At 41.5% G+C, this 26173-nt stretch carries 31 protein-coding genes and 1 tRNA gene; 22 read left to right on the forward strand and 10 right to left on the reverse strand.

Features of this window, described 5'->3' with window-relative positions; genetic code table 11:
• Nucleotides 1–181: 181 nt before the first annotated feature.
• The 4 genes from mutT to coaBC all read right to left on the reverse strand — a co-directional run bounded on the left by mutT (nucleotide 182) and on the right by coaBC (nucleotide 5858).
• The gene (mutT, locus tag HUS62_RS16045) at nucleotides 182–583 is read right to left on the reverse strand and encodes an 8-oxo-dGTP diphosphatase MutT (RefSeq protein WP_175080359.1); all 402 of its coding nucleotides are present in this window, start codon (nucleotides 581–583) and stop codon (nucleotides 182–184) included.
• Between the two features lie 62 nt (nucleotides 584–645).
• The gene (gene secA, locus HUS62_RS16050) at nucleotides 646–3354 is read right to left on the reverse strand and encodes a preprotein translocase subunit SecA (protein WP_175080361.1); all 2709 of its coding nucleotides are present in this window, start codon (nucleotides 3352–3354) and stop codon (nucleotides 646–648) included.
• A 610-nt stretch (nucleotides 3355–3964) separates the two neighbouring features.
• Entirely contained in the window at nucleotides 3965–4552 is a 588-nt protein-coding gene (gene slmA / locus HUS62_RS16055) for a nucleoid occlusion factor SlmA (RefSeq protein ID WP_054554189.1), read from the reverse strand.
• Between the two features lie 112 nt (nucleotides 4553–4664).
• A complete protein-coding gene (coaBC, locus tag HUS62_RS16060) occupies nucleotides 4665–5858 on the reverse strand; it encodes a bifunctional phosphopantothenoylcysteine decarboxylase/phosphopantothenate--cysteine ligase CoaBC (RefSeq protein ID WP_175080363.1) in 1194 nt (397 codons plus the stop codon).
• A 144-nt stretch (nucleotides 5859–6002) separates the two neighbouring features.
• Between coaBC and radC the strand changes: the two genes are divergently transcribed.
• The 17 genes from radC to alr all read left to right on the forward strand — a co-directional run bounded on the left by radC (nucleotide 6003) and on the right by alr (nucleotide 17545).
• Nucleotides 6003–6677 (forward strand): DNA repair protein RadC, encoded by a 675-nt coding sequence (gene radC / locus HUS62_RS16065; RefSeq protein ID WP_175080365.1) that lies wholly within the window; start codon nucleotides 6003–6005, stop codon nucleotides 6675–6677.
• A gap of 273 nt (nucleotides 6678–6950) precedes the next feature.
• A complete protein-coding gene (gene rpmB, locus HUS62_RS16070; RefSeq protein WP_036973115.1) occupies nucleotides 6951–7187 on the forward strand; it encodes a 50S ribosomal protein L28 in 237 nt (78 codons plus the stop codon).
• A gap of 11 nt (nucleotides 7188–7198) precedes the next feature.
• Nucleotides 7199–7354 carry a 50S ribosomal protein L33 gene (gene rpmG / locus HUS62_RS16075; RefSeq protein ID WP_022946036.1) on the forward strand — a complete coding sequence of 52 codons (156 nt, stop codon included), beginning with the start codon at nucleotides 7199–7201 and terminating at the stop codon, nucleotides 7352–7354.
• A gap of 228 nt (nucleotides 7355–7582) precedes the next feature.
• Nucleotides 7583–7924, forward strand: a complete 342-nt coding sequence (gene rpsF / locus HUS62_RS16080; RefSeq protein ID WP_036973113.1) for a 30S ribosomal protein S6 — start codon at nucleotides 7583–7585, stop codon at nucleotides 7922–7924.
• 67 nt (nucleotides 7925–7991) lie between these two features.
• Nucleotides 7992–8294, forward strand: coding sequence for a primosomal replication protein N (gene priB, locus HUS62_RS16085; RefSeq protein ID WP_175080425.1), 303 nt, complete (start codon nucleotides 7992–7994; stop codon nucleotides 8292–8294).
• A 12-nt stretch (nucleotides 8295–8306) separates the two neighbouring features.
• Nucleotides 8307–8534 carry a 30S ribosomal protein S18 gene (gene rpsR / locus HUS62_RS16090; protein ID WP_002962753.1) on the forward strand — a complete coding sequence of 76 codons (228 nt, stop codon included), beginning with the start codon at nucleotides 8307–8309 and terminating at the stop codon, nucleotides 8532–8534.
• Between the two features lie 35 nt (nucleotides 8535–8569).
• Entirely contained in the window at nucleotides 8570–9022 is a 453-nt protein-coding gene (gene rplI / locus HUS62_RS16095; protein WP_054554192.1) for a 50S ribosomal protein L9, read from the forward strand.
• Between the two features lie 303 nt (nucleotides 9023–9325).
• On the forward strand, nucleotides 9326–9757 hold the full coding sequence (locus HUS62_RS16100) for a type IV pilin protein (RefSeq protein ID WP_306464842.1): 432 nt from the start codon (nucleotides 9326–9328) through the stop codon (nucleotides 9755–9757).
• A gap of 5 nt (nucleotides 9758–9762) precedes the next feature.
• Entirely contained in the window at nucleotides 9763–10215 is a 453-nt protein-coding gene (locus tag HUS62_RS16105) for a GspH/FimT family pseudopilin (RefSeq protein ID WP_175080366.1), read from the forward strand.
• Complete coding sequence (locus HUS62_RS16110; protein WP_054563395.1) at nucleotides 10212–10613, forward strand: prepilin-type N-terminal cleavage/methylation domain-containing protein; 402 nt, start codon at nucleotides 10212–10214, stop codon at nucleotides 10611–10613. The genes HUS62_RS16105 and HUS62_RS16110 overlap by 4 nt, the downstream gene beginning before the upstream one ends.
• Nucleotides 10610–11134 (forward strand): prepilin-type N-terminal cleavage/methylation domain-containing protein, encoded by a 525-nt coding sequence (locus HUS62_RS16115; RefSeq protein ID WP_063528379.1) that lies wholly within the window; start codon nucleotides 10610–10612, stop codon nucleotides 11132–11134. Before HUS62_RS16110 ends, HUS62_RS16115 begins: the two co-directional genes overlap by 4 nt.
• Nucleotides 11127–12875 (forward strand): PilX N-terminal domain-containing pilus assembly protein, encoded by a 1749-nt coding sequence (locus HUS62_RS16120; RefSeq protein WP_282658486.1) that lies wholly within the window; start codon nucleotides 11127–11129, stop codon nucleotides 12873–12875. Before HUS62_RS16115 ends, HUS62_RS16120 begins: the two co-directional genes overlap by 8 nt.
• Before the next feature lie 141 nt (nucleotides 12876–13016).
• The gene (locus tag HUS62_RS16125) at nucleotides 13017–13568 is read left to right on the forward strand and encodes an RNA polymerase sigma factor (protein WP_054554197.1); all 552 of its coding nucleotides are present in this window, start codon (nucleotides 13017–13019) and stop codon (nucleotides 13566–13568) included.
• Nucleotides 13555–14031, forward strand: a complete 477-nt coding sequence (locus tag HUS62_RS16130; protein ID WP_175080368.1) for a hypothetical protein — start codon at nucleotides 13555–13557, stop codon at nucleotides 14029–14031. Before HUS62_RS16125 ends, HUS62_RS16130 begins: the two co-directional genes overlap by 14 nt.
• A gap of 11 nt (nucleotides 14032–14042) precedes the next feature.
• Nucleotides 14043–14984, forward strand: a complete 942-nt coding sequence (locus HUS62_RS16135; RefSeq protein WP_175080370.1) for a DUF4097 family beta strand repeat-containing protein — start codon at nucleotides 14043–14045, stop codon at nucleotides 14982–14984.
• A gap of 102 nt (nucleotides 14985–15086) precedes the next feature.
• The gene (dnaB, locus tag HUS62_RS16140) at nucleotides 15087–16466 is read left to right on the forward strand and encodes a replicative DNA helicase (RefSeq protein WP_058583799.1); all 1380 of its coding nucleotides are present in this window, start codon (nucleotides 15087–15089) and stop codon (nucleotides 16464–16466) included.
• Nucleotides 16466–17545 carry an alanine racemase gene (gene alr / locus HUS62_RS16145; RefSeq protein WP_175080372.1) on the forward strand — a complete coding sequence of 360 codons (1080 nt, stop codon included), beginning with the start codon at nucleotides 16466–16468 and terminating at the stop codon, nucleotides 17543–17545. Before dnaB ends, alr begins: the two co-directional genes overlap by 1 nt.
• A gap of 5 nt (nucleotides 17546–17550) precedes the next feature.
• On the opposite strand, the gene HUS62_RS16150 is transcribed toward alr, so the two are convergent.
• Nucleotides 17551–17790, reverse strand: a complete 240-nt coding sequence (locus HUS62_RS16150; RefSeq protein ID WP_054554201.1) for a DUF2960 domain-containing protein — start codon at nucleotides 17788–17790, stop codon at nucleotides 17551–17553.
• Nucleotides 17791–17905: 115 nt separating this feature from the next.
• On the opposite strand from HUS62_RS16150, the gene HUS62_RS16155 reads away from it, so the two are divergent.
• From HUS62_RS16155 to HUS62_RS16165, 3 genes are read left to right on the forward strand one after another with little or no spacing between them, the layout of a single operon-like run.
• Nucleotides 17906–18163, forward strand: coding sequence for a YkoF family thiamine/hydroxymethylpyrimidine-binding protein (locus HUS62_RS16155; RefSeq protein ID WP_054563401.1), 258 nt, complete (start codon nucleotides 17906–17908; stop codon nucleotides 18161–18163).
• A gap of 20 nt (nucleotides 18164–18183) precedes the next feature.
• Nucleotides 18184–18807: a nicotinamide riboside transporter PnuC gene (pnuC, locus tag HUS62_RS16160; RefSeq protein WP_058583797.1), complete on the forward strand. Its 624-nt coding sequence runs from the start codon at nucleotides 18184–18186 to the stop codon at nucleotides 18805–18807.
• Nucleotides 18808–19614 carry a phosphotransferase family protein gene (locus tag HUS62_RS16165; RefSeq protein ID WP_175080374.1) on the forward strand — a complete coding sequence of 269 codons (807 nt, stop codon included), beginning with the start codon at nucleotides 18808–18810 and terminating at the stop codon, nucleotides 19612–19614. It begins immediately after the preceding gene.
• Here the strand turns inward: HUS62_RS16165 and HUS62_RS16170 are convergent.
• Entirely contained in the window at nucleotides 19611–19793 is a 183-nt protein-coding gene (locus tag HUS62_RS16170; RefSeq protein WP_054563404.1) for a helix-turn-helix domain-containing protein, read from the reverse strand. The genes HUS62_RS16165 and HUS62_RS16170 overlap by 4 nt on opposite strands.
• 374 nt (nucleotides 19794–20167) lie before the next feature.
• Here HUS62_RS16170 and HUS62_RS16175 point away from each other — a divergent pair.
• Both HUS62_RS16175 and HUS62_RS16180 read left to right on the forward strand, forming a co-directional pair.
• Nucleotides 20168–20244, forward strand: a tRNA-Arg gene (locus tag HUS62_RS16175).
• Between the two features lie 224 nt (nucleotides 20245–20468).
• Nucleotides 20469–21506 (forward strand): site-specific integrase, encoded by a 1038-nt coding sequence (locus HUS62_RS16180; RefSeq protein WP_175080376.1) that lies wholly within the window; start codon nucleotides 20469–20471, stop codon nucleotides 21504–21506.
• A 174-nt stretch (nucleotides 21507–21680) separates the two neighbouring features.
• Here the strand turns inward: HUS62_RS16180 and HUS62_RS16185 are convergent, their stop codons facing one another.
• Genes HUS62_RS16185 through HUS62_RS16200 form a run of 4 tightly spaced genes read right to left on the reverse strand, consistent with a single transcriptional unit; the run spans nucleotide 21681 to nucleotide 26131 of the window.
• Nucleotides 21681–22682 carry a hypothetical protein gene (locus HUS62_RS16185; protein WP_175080378.1) on the reverse strand — a complete coding sequence of 334 codons (1002 nt, stop codon included), beginning with the start codon at nucleotides 22680–22682 and terminating at the stop codon, nucleotides 21681–21683.
• A gap of 28 nt (nucleotides 22683–22710) precedes the next feature.
• Nucleotides 22711–24486 carry an AAA family ATPase gene (locus HUS62_RS16190; RefSeq protein WP_175080380.1) on the reverse strand — a complete coding sequence of 592 codons (1776 nt, stop codon included), beginning with the start codon at nucleotides 24484–24486 and terminating at the stop codon, nucleotides 22711–22713.
• Nucleotides 24483–24962: a hypothetical protein gene (locus HUS62_RS16195; protein WP_175080381.1), complete on the reverse strand. Its 480-nt coding sequence runs from the start codon at nucleotides 24960–24962 to the stop codon at nucleotides 24483–24485. Before HUS62_RS16195 ends, HUS62_RS16190 begins: the two co-directional genes overlap by 4 nt.
• The gene (locus HUS62_RS16200; RefSeq protein WP_175080383.1) at nucleotides 24959–26131 is read right to left on the reverse strand and encodes a dsDNA nuclease domain-containing protein; all 1173 of its coding nucleotides are present in this window, start codon (nucleotides 26129–26131) and stop codon (nucleotides 24959–24961) included. Before HUS62_RS16200 ends, HUS62_RS16195 begins: the two co-directional genes overlap by 4 nt.
• Nucleotides 26132–26173: the final 42 nt, after the last annotated feature.

Below are 26173 nucleotides of genomic sequence, written 5' to 3' on the forward strand. Positions count from 1 at the left end.
CCTTCAATAACAGAAACAACAGTATTGACCAAGAACCTGCGTTAAGCGGTTAGACCCACCCTTGATAGCCTGTAAAGCCGTTAGTGTGTTAAAACACCGAGTAGGAGAAGAGGCACAAGGGCGCAAATACATCATAGGGCCGAGGTAGCTTGGCAAGGCCTACAAACAACACAGTTTCTACTTAAAACTCAAACCATTGTTTTATCTTTTCGATAATCTCAACATTCGCGGCAGGGAAGCTGTAATCATCAAGCTCGCTGAGTGCGACCCATTTGCCTTGTTGGCCTTCTGCGCCATGGGCTGTGCCTGTGAAATCATCAACAATGTGCACATCTAAGCGTACGCATTTATCGCCGTAGTCATGTTCGATAACCATTAGCTCTTCACTGGCGTTTACGGTTAGGTTTACTTCTTCTAACAGCTCGCGCTGTAGCGCAGTAAATACACTTTCGCCCTGCTCTACTTTGCCGCCTGGAAATTCCCATAAGCCGCCTTGGTGTTTGTCGTCTGGGCGCTTACAAATAAATAATTGCTGATCTTTATAAATAACGCCAACAGCAACATGCACTACTTTTTTAGTCATTTGTTGTTTCCTTAATCATAAAAAAAGCGACGCAAGCGTCGCTTTTTATCACCGTGTTTTGGTTATTTTAATTTACCGCAACACTGCTTATATTTATTACCTGAACCACAAGGACACGGCTCGTTACGGCCTACTTTTGGCTCTGCACGTTGTGTAACTACAGCACCTTCTGGTGTTTCACCACCGATGTGCTCAGCTTCTTCGTGTTGGTATTCACGTGGTGCATTTTCGCTACGACGATGTTGCTCTTCAACTTTCTCAACATCTTCTTCAGCGCGCACCTGTACTTTACTTAAAATACCCACAACGTCGACTTTTAAGTTCTCTAGCATTTCAGAGAATAGCTCGAACGACTCGCGCTTGTACTCTTGCTTAGGATTCTTCTGTGCGTAACCACGTAAGTGGATACCTTGACGAAGGTGGTCCATCGCAGCTAAGTGATCTTTCCAGTGTTGATCTAGGCTTTGTAGCATAATCGCTTTTTCGAATTGACGTAGTACAGACTCGCCTACCATCTCTTCTTTTTGCTTGTACGCTTGCTCAACCGCTTCTTCGATACGCTCACGAAGCTTCTCTTCGTATAGTTTGCTATCTTCAGCTAGCCATTGTGAAATTGGCAGCTCGATTAAGAAATCTTGTTTTAAGCGCTCTTCAAGACCTGGGATATCCCACATTTCAGCAAGGCTTTGCGGTGCAATGAATTGGTCAATCACACCATTTAACACATCGCCTCGAATTGCAGTGATTGTTTCTGAAATATCGCCTTCTTCAAGTAATTCGTTACGTTGCGAGTAAACAACACGACGTTGGTCATTTGCTACGTCATCGTACTCAAGTAATTGCTTACGAACGTCGAAGTTACGTGCTTCAACTTTACGTTGTGCGTTTTCGATTGCGCGGTTTACCCAAGGGTGCTCAATCGCTTCACCGCGTTGCATACCTAGTTTACGCATCATGTTAGTCATGCGCTCACCAGCGAAAATACGCATTAGCGCATCGTCCATTGATAGGTAGAAACGGCTTGAACCAGCATCACCTTGACGACCAGAACGACCACGTAACTGGTTATCGATACGACGAGATTCGTGACGCTCAGTACCAATGATGTGTAGACCACCCGCTTCGATTACTGCATCGTGGCGTTTTTGCCACTCATCTTTAATCGCTTTGATTTGTTCATCTGTTGGGTTTTCTAGCTTTTCAACTTCGCTGGTCCAGTTACCACCTAACACGATATCGGTACCACGACCGGCCATGTTAGTTGCAATAGTTACTGTGCCAGGTAAACCGGCATCGGCAACAATGTCTGCTTCTTGCGCGTGGAACTTAGCATTAAGTACGTTGTGCTTAATTTTTTCTTTACGTAAGAACTGCGATAAGTACTCAGAACTTTCGATAGAAATAGTACCCACAAGTACCGGTTGACCACGTTCTTGGCAATCTTTGATATCAGCAAGGATTGCTTCGTACTTTTCTTCTTGTGTTAGGTATACAAGGTCAGCACGATCGTCACGGATCATCGGTTTGTTAGTTGGCATTACTACTGTGTCTAGACCATAGATAGACTGGAACTCAAACGCTTCTGTGTCTGCTGTACCTGTCATACCCGCTAGTGTGTCGTATAAACGGAAGTAGTTTTGGAATGTGATTGATGCCAATGTTTGGTTTTCGTTTTGAATGCGTACACCTTCTTTTGCTTCAACAGCTTGGTGTAAACCTTCTGACCAACGACGACCTTCCATTGTACGGCCTGTGTGCTCATCAACGATGATAACTTCGTTTTCTTTAACAACGTAATCAACGTCTTTTTGATAAAGCTTGTGAGCACGAAGTGCCGCATACACATGGCTTAATAATGTGATGCTAGAAGCTGAGTAAAGTGAATCACCTTCTTGAATTAAGCCGCGCTCAATTAGTAGCTCTTCAACTTTAATTTGGCCACGCTCTGTTAGGTGAACTTGCTTAGACTTTTCATCGATCGTGTAATCGCCGTCGCCTTCAACGCCTTCTTCATCTTCTTTTTCTTGAAGCTCTAGGTCAGGCACAATTTTGTTGATTTCGATGTAAAGCTCAGAGCTGTCTTCAGCTGGGCCTGAGATAATTAGCGGCGTACGCGCTTCATCGATTAGGATTGAATCCACCTCATCCACTACAGCGTAGTAAAGTGGGCGTTGTACACGCTCTTCAATGCTAAATGCCATGTTATCGCGCAGATAATCAAAGCCAAATTCGTTATTGGTACCGTAAGTGATGTCGGCAGCGTAAGCGATTTTCTTTTGCTGTGGCATCATGCCTGGTACGTTACAGCCTACTGTTAGGCCTAAGAACTCAAATAATGGGCGGTTAGTTTCGGCGTCACGTTTTGCAAGGTAGTCGTTCACGGTAATTACGTGAACACCTTTACCTGTTAAACCACGAAGGTATGCAGGTAATGTTGCAGTTAGTGTTTTACCTTCACCGGTACGCATTTCTGCGATGCGACCTTGATGTAAAACCATACCACCTAGTAGCTGTACGTCGAAGTGACGCATGCCGTTTACACGCTTAGATGCTTCACGTACCACAGCAAATGCTTCTGGTAAAATGTCATCTAGGCTTTGTCCGTTATCGTAACGCTCTCTAAATTCTGCTGTTTTTGCTTTTAAATCTTCATCAGAAAGCGCTTCTAATTGCTTTTCAAGCGCATTAATTAGAGCGACCGTCTTTCTTAGGTTTTTAATAGTGCGGTCATTGCGACTACCAAAAATCTTGGTAAATAAATTAGATATCATGATAAAACCGTTACAATATATTCTTTGTTAGCTAGTCATTAGCTAACCCACTTTCTTCAATTGATAATTAATATGCGCTTATGCTCATGATGTAGGGCATATTAATTAACAATTTATCAGTACGCTGTTCAAAACACCGCTTATTTCGTGCGCTATCATACCAGAGTCTGCGCAACATCAAACCTTCTGTGTGTGAAGATATGGAATTTCGGCAAGAAAATTAAAAAATCAGCCATAATCTTTGATCTAACCCCACAAAAAGGGTGAAAACAAGATTACTGAATAGATATGGCGACAATCGAAATAAAATCAAGATCAGGGAAGAAAAAAGCGAAGTAAGTTAATATTCACAAAGAGGCCAAGAGGTGCTGCGAATTAGAGAAAACAAAGCATTATTATCACTTCCTCATTCTCTTCTCATTCAGTTCTCTTTGTGCAAAAAGATCTTACACGCGAAATAAATTTCACGCCTATATCAAATGTGGGAATGGCTTTAGCCGTGAATTGTTCAAACACTTAGGCACTAAAGTACCTACATGCATTACAACAAACGTGACTGCTCTCGAGTGATCAGGCAACTTACTACTTTATCCTTTCCCCTTGAAACTTCCTACAACCAAATCTTTTGTAGCTCTGGCCATTGTTTTTCAAATTGTGCACTTGGTTTTGCTTTAAAGTCGCTGCGCACGAATTGATTCATCTTACCTTCTACATAGGCGAGTAAGAAGTTGGCTAGGGTGCTTTCGTCTGACTGGAATGCTTTACCTTCGCGAAGTTTGCGTTCGCGTAGCACTTGCTTGAACTGAGTTTCTAGCTTTTCAAATAAGCCTTGTACACGCTCACGTAAACGCTCTTGCTCACCTTGTAAGGCATCACCGGTCAAAATGCGGGTAATGCCCGGGTTTTTCTCGGCGAAGGCTAACAATAACAGCAAAATATTGTATACACGTGTTTGGCTTTCTTTCTCATTTTCTAAAATGAGGTTAATGCGTGATAACAGGGTATCTTCAATAAACTCGATTAGGCCCTCAAACATCCGTGCTTTACTCGGAAAATGACGATATAACGCAGCTTCAGACACACCTACCTCGGCCGCGAGCTTTGCGGTTGTGATACGTTGACCTGGGCTGGTTTCTAACATTTGTGCGAGTGCTTGCAGAATCTGCTCTTTGCGATTACTTCTTTTTGTCGCAGGCATGACCATTCCTTTCTTATAATTTATTACTTGCGCTGTTGGGAGTCAGACAAGCCATTTTTTGTGCAAATGAGTGGCTTATGTTAATGTTTTATTCAGTTTCTTTCCAGCATTTTTACAAACGCTTGGCAAGCTCAGTCATTACGCTCATGGCTAAATCTTTTTTACTTCCCATTGCTAAATCTAGCTGCTCATTGTGCCAGAAGAGTGTTAAAGCATTATGATCAGAATTAAAGCCAAGGCCTTCTTTTGATACGTCATTTGCGCAGATCATATCGAGATTTTTGTTCTTTAATTTACCTTGTGCATAGCTTGCAACATCTTGAGTTTCTGCCGCAAAGCCAACGGTATAAGGGCGGTTTTCGCTAAGCGCAGCGACGTTAGCGATAACATCTGGGTTTTTAACTAAGGTAAGGGTCAGTTCATCACCTTGCTTTTTCATCTTTTGCTCATGAATTGCAGCTGCACGGTAATCAGCCACTGCTGCACAGCCGATAAAAGCATCCGATTGCACAGCAAGCTTCATTGAGGCGGTAAGTAATTGCTCAGCACTTTCTATATTAGTAAGCAGGGCATTAGCAGGTGCTGCAATTGTTACGGGGCCTGAAATCAGATTTACCTTTGCACCTAGCGCAAGTGCAGCTTCTGCAAGGGCATAACCCATTTTGCCTGAGCTGTGATTAGAGATATAACGAACAGGGTCGAGGGCTTCTCGGGTTGGTCCTGCTGTAATCGTGATGGTTTTGCCTTTAAGTAGTGGCTCTACTTCAGGTTGTGTACAAAGCGCGACTAACTCATGAGGCTCTAACATGCGGCCTGCTCCAACATCACCACAGGCTTGCTCGCCTTTACCTGGGCCCCAAATAGCCACGCCACGCTCACTAAGTGTGGCAAGATTGGCTTGTGTAGCAGGGTGGGCATACATTTGTTGGTTCATTGCAGGTGCAACAGCTACCTTTGCAGGAGTAGCCAGTAGTAGAGTTGTTAGTAAGTCATCTGCAATACCCATCGCCATTTTGGCTAAAATATTACTGGTTGCTGGGGCGACTAAAATAAGGTCTGCCCATTTGGCAAATTCGATATGGCCCATTGCGGCTTCTGCTGCGGGGTCGAGTAATGAATCAGAAACAATCTCACCGCTAACCGCTTGCATAGTTAAAGGAGTAATAAAGTGTTTTGCTGAGTCGGTCATGACGACTTTTACTTCACAGCCTTGATCTTTTAAACGGCGAACAAGTTCTGCACATTTATAGGCTGCAATACCACCACTCATACCTAGCAGGATTTTTTTATTTACTGATTTTGTCATTACGTGAAATTTAACCTTTTTCGATATGGGCTAACGATAGCAAATCTTTACCGATAGCATGAAGTTTTCTTTTATACAGACAGGAAAAAATTGGATTTTATAGTACAGTTTAATAAGTGGAATAGTTGTTTTAAGGATGAAGCAATGCCATTAACCGATTTACCTTTATCAGCAAGGCCGCGGGAGAAGTTACTTGCCCAAGGAGCCAAAGCACTCTCAGATGCAGAGTTATTAGCAATATTCTTACGTACCGGTGTGCCGGGTATGAATGCCATTGAGCTGGCGGAGCACCTGCTCGATATAAACAGCACTTTGCACGACTTATTTAATGCATCTGAACAAGAGTTCTGTGCCCAAAAGGGTTTAGGAGCCGCTAAGTATGTGCAGCTTCAAGCGGTACTTGAGCTAAGCCGGCGCTATATGCTTGAGCAATGTAAGCGCGAGGCACTATTTACTTCGCCGCAAGCCGTGTATGACTATTTAACTATTCAGCTGCGAGGCTTACAGCAAGAAGTATTTATGGTGCTGTACTTAGATAGTCAAAACCAGCTAATTAAAGACGAAGTACTTTTTTACGGCACTATTAATGCCGCTTCTGTTTACCCACGCGAAGTTGTTAAAGCAGCACTGCGTAATAATGCGGCGGCACTAATACTTGCTCATAACCACCCAAGTGGGGTTGCTGAACCTAGTCAGGCCGATAAATTAATCACCACAAAATTACAGCAAGCCTTAGCCTTAATTGACATAAATGTGCTGGATCACATCATAGTGGGTGGTGAAAATTGTGTTTCGTTTGCTGAAAGAGGGCTTATATAGAGCCAACTGTATTAGAGAGTGTGTTAAAAATGAGCAGTTTAGGGCGATTTTAGAAATTAGTTTAATTTAAATGCAGTTTTTACTTTCCCTAAGGGCATTCGATCTTTATAATTAGCCGCTATCAAATTTACACATGAGCTGATTGGATAAGATCTGTTACTTGATCTTTGCCTGTATAAGCTGTATAAAGAGCGCCCTTCGATTTATCCCGGGGCACAAATACTGGCCTAAGGGAAAATTAAGCTCGAGCGAAGTTATTGGAGATATATAGACATGTCTAAAGTATGTCAAGTTACAGGTAAGCGTCCAGCGGTTGGTAACCACCGTTCACACGCGAGAAACGCGACTAAACGTCGTTTCCTACCTAACCTACAAACTCACCGTTTTTGGGTTGAAAGTGAAAAACGTTTTGTAACATTACGCACTACTACTAAAGGTATGCGTATTATCGATAAAAAAGGCATCGACGCGGTTCTTACAGAAATCCGTGCTCGTGGCGAAAAAGTTTAAGGAACTGAATCATGCGCGATAAGATCCGTTTAGTTTCAACTGCTGGTACTGGTTTTTTCTACACTACCGACAAGAACAAGCGTAACATGCCTGAAAAAATGGAAATCAAAAAATACGATCCTAAAGCTCGTAAACACGTGATTTTCAAAGAAGCTAAAATCAAGTAATTTTAGTTTTCAGAATATCAAAAACCCAGCTTCGGCTGGGTTTTTTGTTTTTAGCGTTTAGAAAACCTTAATAGGGCACAATAATCTAGCTTGGCTTGCTGTTTTATCTTGCTTAATTATCAATCTAAGCGTAAAATGCGCGCTCATTTCGGCTTATTAAATTTAATTCCTTGCCTTAAACCGACTGGCCGAAACGGTAGAAGGCTCTATTAACCGTAAGGAATATCCATGCGTCATTACGAAATCGTATTCATGGTTCACCCTGATCAGAGTGAGCAAGTACCTGGTATGATCGAACGTTATACTGGTTCTATCACTGAAGCTGGTGGTACTATCCACCGTCTTGAAGACTGGGGCCGTCGTCAATTGGCTTACCCAATCGACAAGCTTCACAAAGCTCATTATGTTCTTATGAACGTTGAAGCACCTACTGAAGTAATCAGCGAGCTAGAAACTACTTTCCGCTACAACGATGCAGTGCTTCGTAACTTAGTTATGCGTACTAAAGACGCTGTAACTGAAGCATCTCCTCTTGCGAAAGAAGAGAAGAAAGAAGCACCAGCTGCTTAATCGTTTTGAGTTCAAGCATGGCGCTTGCAGTTGAGATAAAAAGATGAGCCAACCGCTTAATCCTTATATGAATCAGCTGACACTATCTGGGGTTGTTTGTAAAACACCTAAATATAGTCAAAGCCCTGCTGGTATACCGCATTGTATTTTTGTTCTTGAACATAAATCGATGCAAATTGAAGCAGACCTTAACCGTAATAGTTATGTCAGGCTTCAAGTTGTTGCCAGCGGCACGCCAATGCAACAACAAACTCAACAATTGCACGTTGGGCAACAAGTGCAAGTGACGGGGTTTTTAAACCGTCACGAAGGCCGAAACGGCTTAAGCCAATTGGTCTTGCATGCTCAACATATAGAAAGAATTTTTTGAGGAATTTTACTCATGGCACGTTATTTCAGACGTCGTAAGTTCTGCCGCTTTAAAGCGGAAGGCGTACAACAAATCGATTATAAAGATCTAGCTACTCTTAGAAACTATGTTACAGAAAGTGGCAAAATCGTACCTAGCCGTATCACAGGTACTAGCGCTAAATATCAGCGTCAGCTAGCAACTGCTATCAAGCGTGCTCGCTACTTAGCCCTTCTTCCATACACTGACTTACATAAGTAAGCAGCGGATTAACAGTTTTTAAAAGGTGTAGAGACATGCAAGTTATTCTACTAGACAAGATCGCAAACCTAGGTGGCCTAGGTGACCAGGTTGTAGTTAAATCTGGCTTCGCACGTAACTTCCTTTTCCCACAAGGTAAGGCAGTTCCTGCAACTAAAGCTAACATCGAAACTTTCGAAGCACGTCGTGCTGATTTAGAAGCTAAGATCGCTGAAGATCTAGCTGCTGCTCAAGCTCGCGCTGACAAGTTAGAAGCATTAGCTGAAGTTACACTAGTTTCTAAAGCTGGTGACGAAGGCAAGTTATTCGGTTCTATCGGTACTCGCGACATCGCTGAAGCTATTTCAGCTGTTGGCGTTGAAGTTGCTAAATCAGAAGTTCGTTTACCTCTAGGTACTATCCGTGAGACTGGCGAATTTGACGTAGCAATCGCAGTACACTCAGACGTATCGGCTACTATCAAAGTAATCGTTATCGCTGAAGCTTAATAGCAATATTAAGTAAAAAAAGCCGCACTTAGGTGCGGCTTTTTTGTGCCTGAAATTTATGAATTGTAGCATTTTGTACCGCTATTGCTTCCTCGGTTACCATCTAATAGTATTAGTTTCTATATTTTAAACACACAAATACCAATCCTATAATCTTACCTATTTTACAAACATGCGTTCTTTTTTCTTAATTTTCTTGTTCTTATTAGTATAATCGAATGAGTAAAAGTAAATTGGTTAAAATTGACACTGACAACGCTGTCATTTATATTGTGCTGGTTAAAAAGTATTAAGGGGTTGAGGTTGAAAAGTGCATTAGTACCACATGGAATGGGTAAACAAACAGGATTTACATTAGTAGAAATTCTTATCGTGATCGCTATTTTAGGGATTCTGTATAGCGTAGCACTACCTGCTTACACTGAGCACATGCAACGTAGTCGCCGTGCTGATATTCAACAAGAGTTACTGCAATACAGCGCCAGTCTTGAACGTATTTATTCACGAAATGGCGGGTACCCTAATGCATTCGTAACCCAAAATACTGATTATTACACCTTTACCTACACAGCAACAGATAAAGTATCAGGTGCTGTAAGCGACTTTAAAAATCGTGGCTACAGTTTAAAAGCCGCTCCTAAATCGGGTTCGGCGCAAGCAAGTGATCGCTGTGGTGACTTAACCGTTAAACATGATGGTAGTTATAGCGCTTCATTTAGTGATTGCTGGGAGTAACACAATTGCGTCGAATTGCAGGGTTTACCTTAATTGAGTTAATGGTTGTGCTGAGTGTTATTGGCATTATGGCAGCCCTTGCTTTTCCGTCTTTTAGCCAACAAATTTTGCAAGATCGCGTGGTAACAACTGCAAATCAATTAAATAGCGCCTATAAATTTGCACGCAGTGAAGCGGTCAAACGCGACAAACCTATTAACCTAGTTGTCAGTAATAATAGTTGGCAAGTGACCCTCAACGAGGGGGGCGTAGACACGATTTTAAAAGAATTTTCGGTCACAAAAAGCGGTGTTACCGTCAACTTAGTCGCATTGTCCATTAGTGCCAGTGGTGAAGTTGATAAACAAGCTGAAATTTTAGTGAAAGATGAACACACAAACACCACAGATTACGTGATGTGTGTGCTTAAAAGTGGCCAAAACTGGTTAGTAGAAAATTCACAGCGAGGATGTGCATGAATAAGCAGGCAGGCTTTTCATTATTAGAAGTGATGATTTCAGTGGTGATCGCTGGCATCGCATTATTAGGCTTGGCGGCAGCGCAGCTCAAATCGCTGCAATATGCAACCAATAGCTTTAATTACACCGTGTCACTTATTCAAGGGCAAAATACCATTGAGCGTTTGTGGCCGCGTATTTGTGAAATTCAAAAAACCAATACCGCACTTTTTCAAGACGCGACATTTAGAGCTTCGCTCGCGCCACAAGTGAGTGATTATCAACTGACGATCCCAGCTACTTACAGTGATGATATGCAAGTTAATGTGGCTTGGGTCGATAAGCGCATGACAGACAATGCAGAAAATCAAATTAGTCTAAATGCCAGTTTCCCTGATTTAACGGCGGTGTGCTCATGAATAAACGCGTTCAGGGTTTTACCTTAGTTGAACTGATGGTGGCATTGGCAGCAGGCGCTTTTTTATTAGCTGGGGTAAGCTTGTCTTACTCGGCGATTAAAAGCACGATTGAAGTGAGTAAAGAGCTTGAAAACGCTCAAGAAGTGATTCGCTATACCAGTAAAGTATTCAACCGCAGCATAAAGCAAACACAACTAACACCGACTATCAGTGCAGATAAAAGCACGATTACTATTACTCAGCCTAGTGGTGTCATTGCCTGTGATGGATCTGCGACAACTGCGCAGGTGGTTGAAGTATATAGCTTAAATGGTAGCAACTTAATGTGTTCACTCGATGGTGCTGCCTCAGAGCGATTACTGACAGGTATCGAAGCTTTGTCATTTGATATCGCCGGTGAGCTTGTAACCGTTACTGTAAAGCCAAATGATTTACCTGCTCAGTTCGGCAATGGTATTAATATTGATATTGCGTTAACCAATGCAATATTAGTCAAAGCATACGGAGCTGGCAGTGTATAACAAGCAAAATGGTTTCACCTTAATTACAGTGTTGATCTTAACCAGTATGGCCAGCATCGTGGTGCTTAGTTCGCTACGTGAAAACGTTGTTCAAGAGCGCTTAAGTGGTAACTTCCAAAAGAAATTAAACAGCCGCTTATTGGCAGAAAAAGGTGTGTTTGAGCAAGCTAAGTTATTGCAACAAACCTTGAATGATGAAGGCGTATTAGCGGTTGAAGATTTGATCAGTAAAACCAGTAATGCATCGGGCTCTGGTGTTATCGCTGATGATGCCATTTTTAATGCCAGTTTAAGTCAAAATGCTGACGGTGAGCTTGAAGTTGCAAGCTTAGGGCAACGATTTGATGGTGACGCACAAAGTAACTTAGTCGCCCGTTTTGCAGTACAAGGCGCGAAAGGCAGTTCTGTTTTCACTAATGCGATGGTGGGCTGTAAAGGGGTTAACTTGTCGGGTAGTGGTAGTATCGACAGCTATGATTCGAGCAAAGGCACCTACGAAGAAACAAAGTCGAATGATGGTGATGTTTCAACGATTGCTGGTGATTCAGATGTGGTGCTATCGGGTCATTCACCGATAAAGGGCGATGTGAAAGCGACCGGGGTTATCTACTTAAATGGTTCATCACCAATTATTGGTAATATCCATTCAAATACCGGTGTTTATATTTCTCCTGGCAGTGGTTTACGTGTTGACGGTAATGTTTATACCCGAGGTTATTATACCCATCGTGGTGGGACTGTTTCGGGGGTTGTGCGAGCAAATGGTGATGCAAAAATGCAGTGGTCTACATTCATCACTAATAGCCAAGACGAAGCTCTGGATATTATGTATGGCGGCTCAGGCGATTTTAAAGACACCTACAATAATCAACAAGATGGTGTGCACTACAGTGATAGCAAGTTTAATGTAAACCCGAATGTTGAGCCGATAACTGTTGCTGACCCAACAGCCCCTGATTATGACCCAACAAATCCAGACACCAGCTGCGACCCGTTAATTTTGCCAGAGAAAATGACAGACATCACAGACCAAGTGAGCAGTTATAGTTCTGTTTCGATTGGTCCTACGCAACAATTTAAACTTAATACTGAAAAGGGCTTTTTTAGTAGCGGTGGTAGCCAAGTTATTTTGCCAAGCCTTGCCGATGTTTTCTTGTTTAACTCTAAAGCGCAAAACCAAGCTAATGGCAGTAACAGTAAAGAGTATATCTTTGCACTTGATAGGCTCAAAATGACCAGTGACGGCAAAATGGAAGTTTCTGGTGGTGATGTTATTTTACTGATTGATGGCGACTTTTCGATGGAAGGGGATACCAGCTTAACAATCAAAAAAGACAGTAGCTTAACAGTGTTATTAACCGGAAAAGTAAATATTGGTGCAGGCGCAAAAGTCATTACTGAGCAGGAAGGATTAACCACCAGTGGCCATCCGTCGTTATCATTTTATTCATCATTTAATGGTGTAAATGGCGTGCAATTTAGTGGTGCTGCGAATTTATATGCGGCTATTTATGCACCTTTGACAACAGTGAAGCTATCGGGCAGTGGCGAGCTGTTTGGTAGTGTACGTGGCTCAACAATTACTGCATCAGGGGGCAGTGGCGCTCACTATGATGCAGGTTTATTACAAGTACAAAATGGCGGCACGCCTGCTTCTTCGGCACGCATCGTATTTTTAGGTTGGAGCTACAAAACCGCAGAAACAGCTGAAGAAGAAAGCGAAGCATCACCTGGAGAATAACGCAAACCCCAAATAAAATTGTGTAAGCTCAATTATTTGTAGCTTACACAAAAAAAATTAATTTCATTTAAACCTTTTGAATCCCTCCTTACGTCTAATACACTAAATTCACAACAATAATCATAAAGGACAACATCCAGGATGTTGATAGATGCAGAACAAGCGTTCGCCCAGCAAAGTGAGCATGCCTTGATAGAGCGCGTAAAAAGCGGTGATCAAGCTGCCTATGCAACACTTTATGAGTTGCATGTGAAGCGAGTTTATAGCCTTTGTTTGCGATTACTTGCAGACAAAGAGCACGCCGAAGATGCAACACAAGAAGTGTTTGTACAGTTGTGGCACAAAATCGCTAACTTTGATGGACGCTCACAGTTTTCGACTTGGTTACATAGTGTTACCAGCAATATTGCGATTAGCTACATTCGCAAACATAAAAGCTGGTTTCAAAAAGTAGTGAGTTTTGAACAAAGCGGTATGGATGAGCAAAGCGCAGCAGATTGCGATGGTTTTAACGGCCTCGATAAATTAGTACTGAGACTACCTGAGCGAGCGCGTATGGTGTTTGTACTTCATGCAATTGAAGGTTATCGCCATGAAGAAATAGCAAGCATGCTTGATATGGCGGTCGGTTCAAGTAAATCGCAATTTCACCGTGCAAGGCAGTTATTAAAAGAGTGGTATGAAAATGAGTAAGCCAGAATTTGAACAATTTTTAAATGACTCGCTTAACCATAAGCAAGATATTAGCCCAGACAAAGATCTCTGGCCCGGTGTTGAGCGAGCAATTGCAACAGGGCAACCTGATAAGCCAAACCATGGCTGGAATAAACTCGCTGCAGTTGCCGCTTGTTGTATTGCCGCACTATTGACCGTACAGCTTTTTGTTGGCCAAGGTGAGCCAAATAGCATGATGGCAATGAGCGACTATTTTACCAAGCAAAAGCAAGGTTTGTTAGTGCAGTATCAAAATCAACCTGCGTTAACCGATAACTGGCAGCAACAACTAAAAGAGTTAGAAGAAGCCGAAAGTGCCATTAAGCAAGCACTTGAGAATGAACCTGAAAACCCAGCTTTATTACAAATGCTGTCGCAGGTTTATCAGCAACAACTGGACTTAATTAACAAGGTGCATGCACCGAAGTGGCAAACGATTTAGGAGTGACAATTATGAAATTACTAGCCTTAACTTTAGGATTACTGCCACTGATGGCAATGGCGGGACAAACCATTAATGAGCAAATTGATGTACCTGAAAATAAACGCATTTTTATTGAAAACCAACGTGGTGATGTACGCATTGAAGGGTGGGATAAACCACAACTTAAAATCGAAGGTGAGCTTGACGATAAGGCACAAGGCTATCGCTTAGAGGTTGAAGGCAGCCGTGTTGAATTTATCGTAAAAATGCCGCGTAATTTAGGTGGTTGGAATAGTGGTGACGGTTCTCGTTTAACCATTTACATGCCAAAAAGTAGTGAGCTTGAATTTGCCGGAGTGAATGTCACAGTTAGTGCTAAAGAGCTTGAAGCAGGCGCAGAGATTGATACCGTCAACGGTGATATCACAGTGCAAGATATTCGCGGCAACATGAGCTTTGAAACGGTTAATGGTGATGTGAATGCTCATGATTTAAACGGTGATATTCGCTTTGAAACAGTCAATGGTGAAATTAACGATAAAAACTCGCAAGGTGCTTTACGCTTTACCGCGGTGAATGGCGACATTAAGTCAAAAACCCAAGCAAAAGATGTTCGCCTTGAAAATGTAAACGGTGATATCGACTTTGCATTTGATGCAATTAAAAAACTGCGCATCAATACCGTAAATGGTGAAGCTGAAGTTCACATCAATAAGCTGCTTGAAGATGCTAATATTCGTTTTGAATCAGTCAGTGGTGACGCCGAGTTTTACTTTCCAGCTGATGTATCGGCAAAGTTTGAAATTGAAGCTCATGCTAACGGTAAAATCGTTAATGAGCTTAGTGATGACAGAGCAACGAAGGCGAAATACGGCCCATCTAGCGACTTAGAATTTAGTATTAACGGTGGGGATGCTGATATCGAAATGGATACGATTAGCGGACGCATTGAACTTCGTAAACAGAAATAACGATTAGGGTTACAATAAAGCGGGAAGTTTTCCCGCTTTACTATTTGCACAGCCATTGCAAGTAGATAGAATAGAGCCATTCAATTTTAGTTTTGTGATGTTATGGCCAAACCAGATAAGCAAGTCGATACGTTAAAAGTCCCTCCCCATTCAATAGAAGCTGAGCAATCTGTTTTAGGTGGTTTAATGCTTGATAATCAGGCGTTTGACCGTGTTGCTGAGTTAGTGGTTGCGCAGGATTTTTATACCCGAACCCATAAGCTGATTTTTGAAGCGATGGTGAATCTTGCTGAAGGCGGTGATCCAATCGATTTGATCACTATTTCTGAGAGCTTAGAGAAAAACAATCAGTTAAGTAGTGTTGGTGGCTTTGCTTACCTCGCTGAAATTGCTAAGAACACACCAAGTGCGGCGAACATTGATGCTTACGCGAATATCGTGCGAGAGCGCGCTGTTATTCGTGAAATGATTGGTGTTGCGAACGAAATAGCAGAAGCTGGTTTTAGCCCAGAAGGGCGTACCAGTCATGACCTACTCGATTTTGCTGAAAGTAAAGTATTCAAAATTGCTGAGCAGCGTAGTAAAAGCACCGAAGGCCCACAAAACTTACACAGTATCTTAGAAAAAACTGTTGATAAGATTGAAGAGCTTTATCAGTCGCCACAAGATGGTGTGACGGGTGTAAGTACCGGCTATGCTGACCTAGATAAAATGACGGCGGGTATGCAGCCATCTGACCTTATCATTGTGGCGGCACGTCCATCGATGGGTAAAACAACCTTTGCGATGAACTTAGCCGAACACGCAGCCATGACACAAGATAAGCCTGTACTTATTTACTCACTAGAGATGCCTTCAGAGCAAATCATGATGAGGATGCTGGCATCGCTAGGTCGTATTAACCAAACTAAAGTTCGTACCGGTCAGCTAGATGATGACGATTGGGCGCGTCTGTCGTCAACCATGGGCTTGTTGATGGAAAAAGGTAAGATGTATGTTGATGATGCATCGGGCCTAACACCAACAGATGTGCGTTCGCGTGCACGTCGTATTGCCCGCGACCATGGCGGAATTAGTATGATCATGGTCGACTACTTGCAGTTAATGCGTGTGCCAAGCTTGTCGGATAACCGTACCTTAGAGATCGCTGAAATCTCTCGTTCATTAAAAGCACTGGCAAAAGAGCTGCAATGTCCGGTTATTGCACTATCGCAGCTTAACCGTACCCTAGAGCAACGTGCCGATAAACGCCCAATCAACTCCGACTTACGTGAATCAGGCTCAATCGAGCAGGATGCCGACTTAATCATGTTTATTTACCGTGATGAAGTGTATAACGAAGACAGTACAGAAAAAGGCGTGGCCGAAATCATCATAGGTAAGCAACGTAACGGTCCTATCGGTAAAGTACGTTTAACCTTCCAAGGTCAATTCTCGCGTTTTGATAACTACGCGGGTCCAGCTATGGACGACGAATACTAATGCGCTTAGCCATTGCCGAAATCAATCTAAAAGCACTTGCTCATAATTTAGCGCAAGTGAAGCGCTTTGCGCCTGGTTGCAAAGTAATGGCGGTGCTTAAAGCCAATGCTTATGGCCATGGCTTAGTTAAAATTGCTCAATACCTAAATGATGCGGATGCATTTGCGGTTGCTCGAATAGACGAAGCGTTAGCGCTACGTGCAGGTGGGCTGACAAAACCGATTGTATTGCTTGAAGGTTTTTTTCATAAAGATGATTTACCTATCTTGCTGGCCAATAACTTTCAAACCATTATTCACGATGAAAATCAGCTCGCAACGCTTGAAAATACAAGCCTTGATGCACCAATTGCGTGTTGGTTAAAGGTGAATACGGGGATGCATCGACTGGGTATTGCGCCATCGCAATTTGAGTCTTTCTACAGTCGCTTAAAAGCAAGCCCAAATGCCCGTGATGACATTAAGTTAATGACGCATTTTTCGTGCGCCGATGACATCAATGATGAAAAAACCGCTCAGCAAATTGCCTTATTTGATTCTTTGGCAGATGGCAAAAGTGAGCAGCATTGCCTTGCAAACTCTGCTGGCATTATTGCTTGGCCAAAAGGTCATGGCGAGTGGGTGCGCCCTGGCTTGATGCTGTATGGCGTATCGCCAATGCTTAATGGCGTAGGGCAACAGCACGGACTAGAGCCTGTTATGCGTTTAACAACGCGAGTTATCGCGATACGCGATGTCGATGCCGAACAGTGTGTTGGCTATGGCGGGCGTTGGCATAGCGATAAACCGACTAAGCTTGCGGTGGTTGCGATGGGCTATGGTGATGGTTATCCTCGTCATGCTGAGCAGGGCACACCTGTGGTTATTAAATCGCAACGCTATGGTATTGTTGGCAGTGTAGCGATGGACATGATCACGGTGGATATTGGTGATAACCGCGACAACATCAAAGTGGGTGATGAGGTGATTATGTGGGGGCCTGAGCTACCCGTTGAAGAGATTGCCCAGTGCGCAACAACCATTCCTTACGAGTTACTGTGTAATATCACCCCACGTGTAAGCTACGAGTATCAAGAGTAACTTTGTTACTCTTTAATAAAATACACGTCACTGAAACCCATTCGTGCGAATTCTTGGTCACGAAAGTTACGTACTGCTGCAGAGCCTTTTGAAGTCATTTCGACTTGCTGTTCCATCTTTAAATAATTGGTTAAATCAATGCCTTCAGCCGCTGCAATAGCATGGTACATATCGCGGTATTTATCTTTTGCAAAATTGATTTCGCGAGGCTGATTTTTAAATTTGTAGGTAATGCGGCGTGCCATAATGAATCCTCAATGTTTATCGGGGCTAATTTTACACTAAAAAATAACCATAGCCATGACTTGTTAGTATAAGCGGGTTACAATGCAATACTTTTCAAAGACTCGGTAAATCATAATGAAACTTTCAGTAGAGATCAGTAAGTACCCACTACATCAAGACTACATTCCGTTTATCAAAGGTTTTATTGACCGCGTAAACAGTTACGAAGGTCTTAAAGTGATCACCAACACCTTATCTACTCAGATTTTTGGTGATTATGATTTAGTGATGTCTGTACTCAATACTGAAATCAAACGTTCTTATGAAGAGTTTGGTAAAGCTATTTTCGTCTGTAAATTCTTACATGGTGACTTGTCGCCTAGCGAAGACTAAACCCTAAAGTAGCGCGTGTTATGGAATTTTTAAGCGAAACCTTCTCTGGCTTTACTGCCATGTCGCATTGGGAATATATTGCTGTTGCCTTATCGATGGCGTATTTACTGTTAGCGATTAAAGAAAGCTTATGGTGTTGGCCAGCCGCGTTTGTGAGCACCTTTATTTATACCGTAATGTACTGGAATGGCGCACTGTTGATGGAGTCGCTACTTAATTTTTACTACATGTATATGGCGGTATATGGTTGGGTGGTTTGGCGCAGGGGCATGAATAATAAAGATCATCTGCCCATTATTTCATGGTCGTTAAAGCGTCATGCGGTGATTTTGCTTGCCACCTCACTGGCTTCAGTTGCCATAGGTTTTGTGATGACCAATTACACTCACGCTGATTTTGCTTATTTAGACAGCTTTACCACCTGTTTTGCGGTGGTGACAACCTACCTTGTTGCCAAGAAGGTACTGGAAAACTGGTTGTACTGGATTGTGATTGATGCAGCATCTATGTACCTATACTTTGAAAAAGGGTATTACCCAACCTTAGTACTTTTCGTGTTTTACACCATTATGGCCGCGTGGGGCTTTAAAACCTGGTATGAAGAATACGAGCAGCATCAGGCTAAGCCGCTTGCACAGCTATAGATGAAAACTGAGCAACAAATTCACGCGCTTTTTACGCGCTTCAACTCACGTTTAGTCATCACCTCAATCAGTCCACTGGTTGAGGGGTTAAGCAATGATAACTACCTAGTTAAAACAGCAAGCCAAGATTTCTTGGTTAAGCACTATCGCGACCACTGGCCGGCGATTGGTCTTGCAGCGCAAGCGCATTTTGCAAAGCAAAGCTGCTGCCCAGACCCACTTTGGTTAGAGCAAGCAACCGATACGGCTATTTTCGAATACGTGGCAGGTAGTATTGCCAGCGGTGAATTTTGTAGTAGCTTATTGCCCGACTTAGTTAATTTACACCGTTACCCTGTGCTTACTGAGCCGATGGATATAGCTTACGAAATTAACTACTACCAGGAAACAGAGCGTTACCAGCAACATGCTGAGCTAATTGAACGGTCACTGGCTTATATTGCTTCAGCGCCTAAAGACATGGGCTTTTGTCATAATGATTTAGTGAAAGAAAATATCATTGTGAATGAGTCGGGTATGTTTTTAATCGACTTTGAGTATGCCAAAAGCAACGATGTTTATTTTGACTTAGCTGCGCTGGTGGTGAGCTTTGCGTTAAATGATGAGCAGCAACTGGCGTTGCTTAAACGCTATCAAGCGTTAGTGTGCGAACATCACGAGTTTTACTTATCAGTTGAAAAGCTTGCGGCATTTCATGCGCTGTTTTTGCTTTTATGTATTTGTTGGTACGAACAACGTGGTGCGATGGATAAAGTGGCGCCCCTGCTAATACAGCTTAACCACTTCATAGAAAAAGCTAAAAATTAAAGACCGCCAATTCGCTCGGCAAGTTCTTTATATTTTTTTACGTCTTCTGGATCAAACAAAGGCTCCCCTTTGTCATCTTGTGATTTCGAGATCAGTAAATGCTCGCGAGCAAGACGTTTTACGCGTTCGACTTTTACACCTAAAAACTCCGCGACTTGCTCTGTAGACATTAAACTCATGATCAAATTCCCCTTACATGGCAATACAGCCACCTTGTTATTAATTTTATTAAGTATACGTTAATACCTTGGTTCTGCACGAAAGTGAAGTGTTTTAATGCAAATTGCTGAATTTATGTGCATATAAAGGCCTCGATGCTAGCATTTAGCACAAGATGCCATTATCATTGCCGGGTTGTCATGCTGATATCGCGAGTCAGTATTGACGACGACAAATGTGCTCTCGTGGTGAAATGGATATCACGTGGCCCTCCGGAAGGGGAGGCATCAAATGACGGGAGTTGTTGGATAGTGAACTTTAAGCATGCTTACAAGAGTTCACATTATGACATTAAGTTAGTTTTTACTAACATTGTGAGCGCCTAATATATTGACCACCCGTAGCTCAGCTGGATAGAGCACTGCCCTCCGGAGGCAGGGGTCAGAGGTTCGAATCCTCTCGGGTGGGCCATTCTCTCTTTTAGCCTTTGGGACAATTCTGGGACACCAAGATTTTTTTTGGGTCTTATTTGTCATCACGAGGCGTATACCATGAATTTTTCAAAATATTTCTATTTACCATACTGGCAGCTCTGTAATTGGGGCAATTTTTTCAATTTTCTTGCCCCAGACTTATTTTTTAGCATTTGCGATGATGTTCACCGTTGGCATTGCAGTTAAAAAAGGAGTTTATTTATGGCAACAATCACAAAGCGCGACAATGGTAAGTGGCAGGCGAAAATTCGCCGTAAGGGATACAAAACACAAACAAAGACATTTGCTACTAAGACAGATGCAAAACGCTGGGTTCGTGAAGTTGAAACCCAAATGGATCAGTCAATCTTTAAATCAACTGACGTTGCAGAAGAGATGCTGGTATCTTCTGCTCTGGAACGCTACTGGGATGAGCACCTGATCAATGCTAAGTCTGCTGATAATATTCTCTCGATGATTAATCGTTTGAAAAAAGTATTTGCAGGTCTTAGCTTGATTGATGTGACTGTCCACACGATTCGAGATTACAAAGCCTATCGGCTTGAAAGCGTCAAAGGGGATACGGTTCGGAAAGAAATGAGTCTGATCCAACGGATGTTCACTTATGCAATGAATGAGTGGGATATTTATTTACCCGCTGGCAATCCTGTAGCCCCTGTCTCGCTGCCACCTAAAGGGCGTGCCCGTGAAAGAAGACTGTACAAAGTTGAGAAGGAAGAAGAGCGCCTGTTAGTAGAGGCAAGAGCATATGGCGGCCCCTTGCATGATATTATTGTTATCGCACTGGAAACGGGAATGCGTAGAGGGGAAATGGTCAACTCACGGAGAAAAACAGCTTTGGCAAAGTATGGGTATGCCTGTATGCGCTGGGAGCACTTCGACGAAGAAGGATCTACAATTTTCCTTGAAGATACTAAAAATAAAGAAAGTCGAACAGTTCCTCTATCAGAGAAAGCGAAGCAGATCATTTTGGCTCAACCTAGAAAACCTTCAGGGCCAATTTTTGATATTCGTGGTGATTCAGTTGGTGCTGCCTTCAGAAAGATCGTAAAACGAGTTGGTATTGATGACCTTAGGTTTCATGACCTGCGCCATGAAGCGACCAGTCGCTTGTTTGAGAAAGGACTTCAAATGATGGAAGTAGCAGCTATTACTGGCCATAAAGATCTTGCCAGTTTGAAGCGCTACACTCACTTATGTCCGAAAGATTTAGCTAAAAAGTTGGCAAAATCAGCATAGGAAAACGTAAGTTGAATTGGCTCCTGATGGGGCTGATTCTAACTTGTTCACTATACTATACAAGCTATTTGAAAGTATTAAGTAATTAATGGCCAGTTTACAAGATAGCTTAAATTGTACTCTGTTTAACTCATTGCGGCTGTCTAGAATTTCTGAGGCTGTATTTAATCCAATCTAATCAGAAATTTTTTCGATACTAAAATTGAACTCGCTAAGTTTATCAATGAGACTAGTAATGCTTTTCAAGCTCCATTGGTTACTTATGACTATCTCTTCACCTGAAGCTAACGTAATGATTTGATCATCATTTGAATGAAAACGTTTTAGTCTATTATCTGGTACTTCATCCAAATTTTTTGCAATTCCTCGATGAACCGCCTTTGGGAAAACATCCAGTAAACTTTCTAAACTACTTGGCTCATGCTTTTCAATCCAGTCTGTCATGACAGCTAAAGCGAGCTTTCTCTTGTTGTACGTTTCACCTTGATAGAGGTATGTTGAATAGTCACGGTTAGAAGCATTAGTCGCTGTCGCTAGTACTTCATTTGTCTTCTCTCTGAATCTGACTAAATACTCTTCGGCTTCTGGGATGGGAATTATTTGCTCAGCATTAATCAATACTTCATTGCCATGTTTGTATGGGGTTAACCTTACACAACTAATATCAATTTGCTTGCTACGTAGCCATAATACCGATGTCGTTAACTCTTTAGAAAAATCAGCAGAAGCTAGTATAACCCTGACATCACGACCAAATTCATCTAAATCGTCTTCACTCAGATCTACAAAATTCAACAAAATTGATTTTGCATCTCGGCCATGTTGTTGACTGTCCAAGTAGTTTTGAAAATGCTCCGCAGCCTTATTAAAAGTTAGTGTCGATACCATCGATGCGTAGCGAAGTGCTTGCAGCTCCATATGAGCGCCAGTTTCATCACGTTTTAGTTCAATTACTACAATATTGGCGTTTTTATCTATTGCTAGTAAATCAATTCGCCTACGACTTTCTTCCCAGAAAGAAAACTCTTCAGATATTACGATGCAATCAGGAGCAATAACCGATATGTTTTTCTTTAATGCCTCCTGTATATCTTCTCTTTCACGCAAGTTTTCGGCTGCAAAAGATGTTCTTTGTAACGTAGATAAATCACCATTTTCAATTTTAAATAACGCCATACATATTGCTCTTCATTCTTAATAATTTTTAAATGATTCGATCATTAGAATTCATTTTTAAAAACATCAATTGTTTCTCGCCTTGGTATTTCGGGTTCCACTCAATGTCTTGATTATCACCTTCATAATGGTACTCAGTAGTTGAGAAAACGACTTGAACAGAATGCTGAGCGCACAATCCTTTAAGTGCTTTGATGTATTGGTTTAGATCATCATTGTGAATTTCGTGTTGCTTAGGAGTATCTAGAATTAAGAATTTAAAACAGAACGAGTTATGCTGTGCCATTAACTCAATTAAAGCTGCGTGGTACGCTAATACAGCTCTAGTTCGAGTACTCCCTTTAAGTTGAGATATAGTCTCTGTTCCTAGATACGGAGTAAAATCGTCTTTAAACGTAATGTTACGGCTAATGTTGTTTGTGTTTAGCACTTCTAGCCAGTTTAAGAAGAACTCTCGAAGATCAGCCTTTAGCTTTACCAACCCTGGAATAGAGTTCTTATCCGTACCAAAAGACTGATATTTTTCTAGAGCTTTATTGCGCTCAGCGATAGTTTGAAAATGCTTATTTTCCAGTAACTCAACTTTTTCGATATCACTCTTTTGGCTTTGCAGTTCAAATATTTGATTCTTTAGTTCGGATATAGCATCTACCAGAGCTGATACCTCACTTTTTTCCAAAGATTGATTTCTCTCATCGATAATCGTTTGGATTAGTCCCTCCAAACTTTCACGTTGCTGCATGATTTGCTCGATTTTAATCTTATCGATATCCGCATTTCTTTCTAGGTCTTTAATTTGATCTTTTAAATACAGTAAATTTTTACTGTATGCATCTGAGCTTGAAGAAAACAGTTGGCAATTACTAGAGCCACAAATCTCATTAAATGATAGAAATACTCGTCTAGCTTCTTCATTTAAGTTAAGTGTTTCAATTTCCGTGTTAATTTCATGTACTATCTGTGCAATCCCGCTTGTTCTCTTATTAATTTCAGCGATTTCAAGCGTTAATTCTCTTATCGAAGCTTTATGCTTTGAAATTAAACGATCTAGAACATTTATCGAGTCATCATGATTTGCGCCAGAACTCTTAAGTTGCTCTATTTCACTTTCCAACGTACCTATTTCTTCTTCTAACTCTTCTGAGCTTTTAGTTACTAATGCAGCTTCCTGCTTAGCAATTTCAGCTTGACGTGAATGAAGCTCTACTTGCTTATCTAAATAATCTAAGCGTTCTTTTGCCTTAAACTTTTCTTTCTTTTGGTCGAATGAATGTTTCACAGGCAAATCAAAAATCATTCTCATCATTTCTGAGAACTGGTCTTTAATAAAGTTACTTGGTGGACTATAAAACTTGTTATAACCGTCATCTTGATCTAAGTAGTAGATTGGCAGCATTGACGCTAAATAGGGACTAGTACTTTTATTATTGTTGGTGACAAGGCTATCTACTGTCAGACCCAGCTTTTCAAACAGATATGACGAATATTCCTTTTCATCAAAAAACCTCTGCTTCTCGCCATTAGGTTCTGTAACCTGTATATCTACACCTTTGCTGTACACCCTCTTTAATTGTAAGTTTCCGATAGGCGATGATACTTCTAAGATAGCGTGATTACATCTTTCGTAAATATCATTTCTAAATACGCTCGGGTAGCCTAAGCAAAAAGCAATCGACTGTACAATCGGAGTTTTACCGCAACCGTTCTTACCGAATAGTTGTGTAATATTGTCGCCAAACTTAAGTAAATCTGATTGCCAGCCAGAAAGACCATTTGGAAAAATTTGTATACTGATTAACTTCATTCCAGCTCCATGTCTAGTTGCTTAGAAACACATAAGTTTCTGTATGCCTTTGCTATCTCAGCTAGGTTATATGTAAGGATATCTTCTTGGTTTAAGGCTTTATCAATCACCTTCTTACCTAAAGGTGTGATTTTAATTCGTCCTTTATTATTCGGGATTTCTATCAAGTTTGAATATTCCAAAAAGCTAACTGCCTTCACAGTTCTAACTCGTAAATTTGCTGACCAACCAACGTGTTGAGCCGAGCCTTTAAAGCCGGGCATGCTTGTTTCTAAACTTTCACCAACAAGTTGGCCGATTTCTGATACTTTGGGTTTTCGTTTATCTTTCGCCATAAGTAGCACTATCAAACTAATCAGTGGTAGCTGGAATAGTGCTTCGTTGTTTAACAAATTTGGCTTGTTATAACTGGAGCTATCGACGTGAATTTCGGTACCGGATTGTGCAATATTTTCAAAAAATGTATCGAAATTCATGATTTCCCCTTAACTAATTCCGCAAATATGCCTCCGAGAATGAGCTCAGGATTTAGGTCATACATTAAGCCCTCAGACTCAAGCTTACTGACTAAGTCTTTTATTGGAGATCTCAAGCTGGCTAAATGAAGTGAGCCATCACTACGAATGGAGTTATTTAAAAGTTCTCTCACCATGCTATTTATGGACTGTAAATCGAATTCTAAAAGCACATGGCGATTTTTTCTGTGCCATAGATCCCAACTAGTTTTACATCTTGATATATACTCAATTTCCTCAATACTAGCCCCAGCCGAGGACAGCGTGCGTTGAATAATTGATGCGCTTTTTATAGCTTTACTGTCTCCGCCTTCTAGCAAGTTATCGTATGCATCCTTTGATATACTTAGTATCGATAGTAAGTCTTCAATAGCTATTCCTGCATATTGCTCAATACTTTCTTGAGTTAGTTCAGCTATTACTCCACTTGATTTATTTTCTACCAATTCAAGCAGTTTCATCAGTATTTCACGAGTCTCAGTGTGGCCTAAATCTACTTCGCTAAACTTGTATATCGCATTCTTTGCAATAGGTTCGAAATTATCATCGCCGCTTTTTAAATGCTGTACATCAGTTTCAAACTGAAGCTTTGATAACCTTAATTTGATTTCATCTTCGGATAGTTCACTAGAGATTTCTTCTGGGAAACATTTGTTGAATCGATCAATCAATACTTCTGTGAATTTATTTTGAAAATTACCTTTTTCAATGTCTTCTATTACCTTTTCAACATCATCGCTATTGTTGATGTTGGTCTGAAAGACAACTGAATTGCAGTAGTTATCAAAAACTACTGTGTGCAAAAGTAGCTTACCAATGAAGCTATCTTTTATTTTCTCAGTACACTGCTTATTCTGGTCTTTGGTTCGAGCTTTAAGGCCAAATAATTCATTCAAAGTCCAATTGTGGTTTTGCTTGCCATTTGTTTTAACTTGGTAAAACACATAGCTATATCCATCATCATCTTTCTTGCGAATAACAAAATCATCGTGCAGGTCACAGTAAACTCTATCGATACCATCGTTTTCTAGAATAGATAAAGACGCCATTGCAGCTGATCTAACCTGCGCACGGTATGCGCTAAATGAATGTCGTCCGCTTTGTTCCCTTGGTTTCTTTTTTTCTAACATCCTGTAACCCTGTTTGAATAGCGTGGTTAGTTATTTTTTCCG

This window comes from Pseudoalteromonas sp. 0303 (assembly GCF_013349995.1).
GTDB lineage: Bacteria > Pseudomonadota > Gammaproteobacteria > Enterobacterales > Alteromonadaceae > Pseudoalteromonas.

Excerpts from the sequence above, each read along its gene's own strand:
- mutT (WP_175080359.1), bottom strand. The coding sequence starts at position 583 with ATGACTAAAAAAGTAGTGCATGTTGCTGTTGGCGTTATTTATAAAGAT.
- secA (WP_175080361.1), bottom strand. The coding sequence starts at position 3,354 with ATGATATCTAATTTATTTACCAAGATTTTTGGTAGTCGCAATGACCGC.
- slmA (WP_054554189.1), bottom strand. The coding sequence starts at position 4,552 with ATGCCTGCGACAAAAAGAAGTAATCGCAAAGAGCAGATTCTGCAAGCA.
- coaBC (WP_175080363.1), bottom strand. The coding sequence starts at position 5,858 with ATGACAAAATCAGTAAATAAAAAAATCCTGCTAGGTATGAGTGGTGGT.
- radC (WP_175080365.1), top strand. The coding sequence starts at position 6,003 with ATGCCATTAACCGATTTACCTTTATCAGCAAGGCCGCGGGAGAAGTTA.
- rpmB (WP_036973115.1), top strand. The coding sequence starts at position 6,951 with ATGTCTAAAGTATGTCAAGTTACAGGTAAGCGTCCAGCGGTTGGTAAC.
- rpmG (WP_022946036.1), top strand. The coding sequence starts at position 7,199 with ATGCGCGATAAGATCCGTTTAGTTTCAACTGCTGGTACTGGTTTTTTC.
- rpsF (WP_036973113.1), top strand. The coding sequence starts at position 7,583 with ATGCGTCATTACGAAATCGTATTCATGGTTCACCCTGATCAGAGTGAG.
- priB (WP_175080425.1), top strand. The coding sequence starts at position 7,992 with ATGAATCAGCTGACACTATCTGGGGTTGTTTGTAAAACACCTAAATAT.
- rpsR (WP_002962753.1), top strand. The coding sequence starts at position 8,307 with ATGGCACGTTATTTCAGACGTCGTAAGTTCTGCCGCTTTAAAGCGGAA.
- rplI (WP_054554192.1), top strand. The coding sequence starts at position 8,570 with ATGCAAGTTATTCTACTAGACAAGATCGCAAACCTAGGTGGCCTAGGT.
- HUS62_RS16110 (WP_054563395.1), top strand. The coding sequence starts at position 10,212 with ATGAATAAGCAGGCAGGCTTTTCATTATTAGAAGTGATGATTTCAGTG.
- HUS62_RS16115 (WP_063528379.1), top strand. The coding sequence starts at position 10,610 with ATGAATAAACGCGTTCAGGGTTTTACCTTAGTTGAACTGATGGTGGCA.
- HUS62_RS16125 (WP_054554197.1), top strand. The coding sequence starts at position 13,017 with ATGTTGATAGATGCAGAACAAGCGTTCGCCCAGCAAAGTGAGCATGCC.
- HUS62_RS16130 (WP_175080368.1), top strand. The coding sequence starts at position 13,555 with ATGAAAATGAGTAAGCCAGAATTTGAACAATTTTTAAATGACTCGCTT.
- HUS62_RS16135 (WP_175080370.1), top strand. The coding sequence starts at position 14,043 with ATGAAATTACTAGCCTTAACTTTAGGATTACTGCCACTGATGGCAATG.
- dnaB (WP_058583799.1), top strand. The coding sequence starts at position 15,087 with ATGGCCAAACCAGATAAGCAAGTCGATACGTTAAAAGTCCCTCCCCAT.
- alr (WP_175080372.1), top strand. The coding sequence starts at position 16,466 with ATGCGCTTAGCCATTGCCGAAATCAATCTAAAAGCACTTGCTCATAAT.
- HUS62_RS16150 (WP_054554201.1), bottom strand. The coding sequence starts at position 17,790 with ATGGCACGCCGCATTACCTACAAATTTAAAAATCAGCCTCGCGAAATC.
- HUS62_RS16155 (WP_054563401.1), top strand. The coding sequence starts at position 17,906 with ATGAAACTTTCAGTAGAGATCAGTAAGTACCCACTACATCAAGACTAC.
- pnuC (WP_058583797.1), top strand. The coding sequence starts at position 18,184 with ATGGAATTTTTAAGCGAAACCTTCTCTGGCTTTACTGCCATGTCGCAT.
- HUS62_RS16165 (WP_175080374.1), top strand. The coding sequence starts at position 18,808 with ATGAAAACTGAGCAACAAATTCACGCGCTTTTTACGCGCTTCAACTCA.
- HUS62_RS16170 (WP_054563404.1), bottom strand. The coding sequence starts at position 19,793 with ATGAGTTTAATGTCTACAGAGCAAGTCGCGGAGTTTTTAGGTGTAAAA.
- HUS62_RS16180 (WP_175080376.1), top strand. The coding sequence starts at position 20,469 with ATGGCAACAATCACAAAGCGCGACAATGGTAAGTGGCAGGCGAAAATT.
- HUS62_RS16185 (WP_175080378.1), bottom strand. The coding sequence starts at position 22,682 with ATGGCGTTATTTAAAATTGAAAATGGTGATTTATCTACGTTACAAAGA.
- HUS62_RS16190 (WP_175080380.1), bottom strand. The coding sequence starts at position 24,486 with ATGAAGTTAATCAGTATACAAATTTTTCCAAATGGTCTTTCTGGCTGG.
- HUS62_RS16195 (WP_175080381.1), bottom strand. The coding sequence starts at position 24,962 with ATGAATTTCGATACATTTTTTGAAAATATTGCACAATCCGGTACCGAA.
- HUS62_RS16200 (WP_175080383.1), bottom strand. The coding sequence starts at position 26,131 with ATGTTAGAAAAAAAGAAACCAAGGGAACAAAGCGGACGACATTCATTT.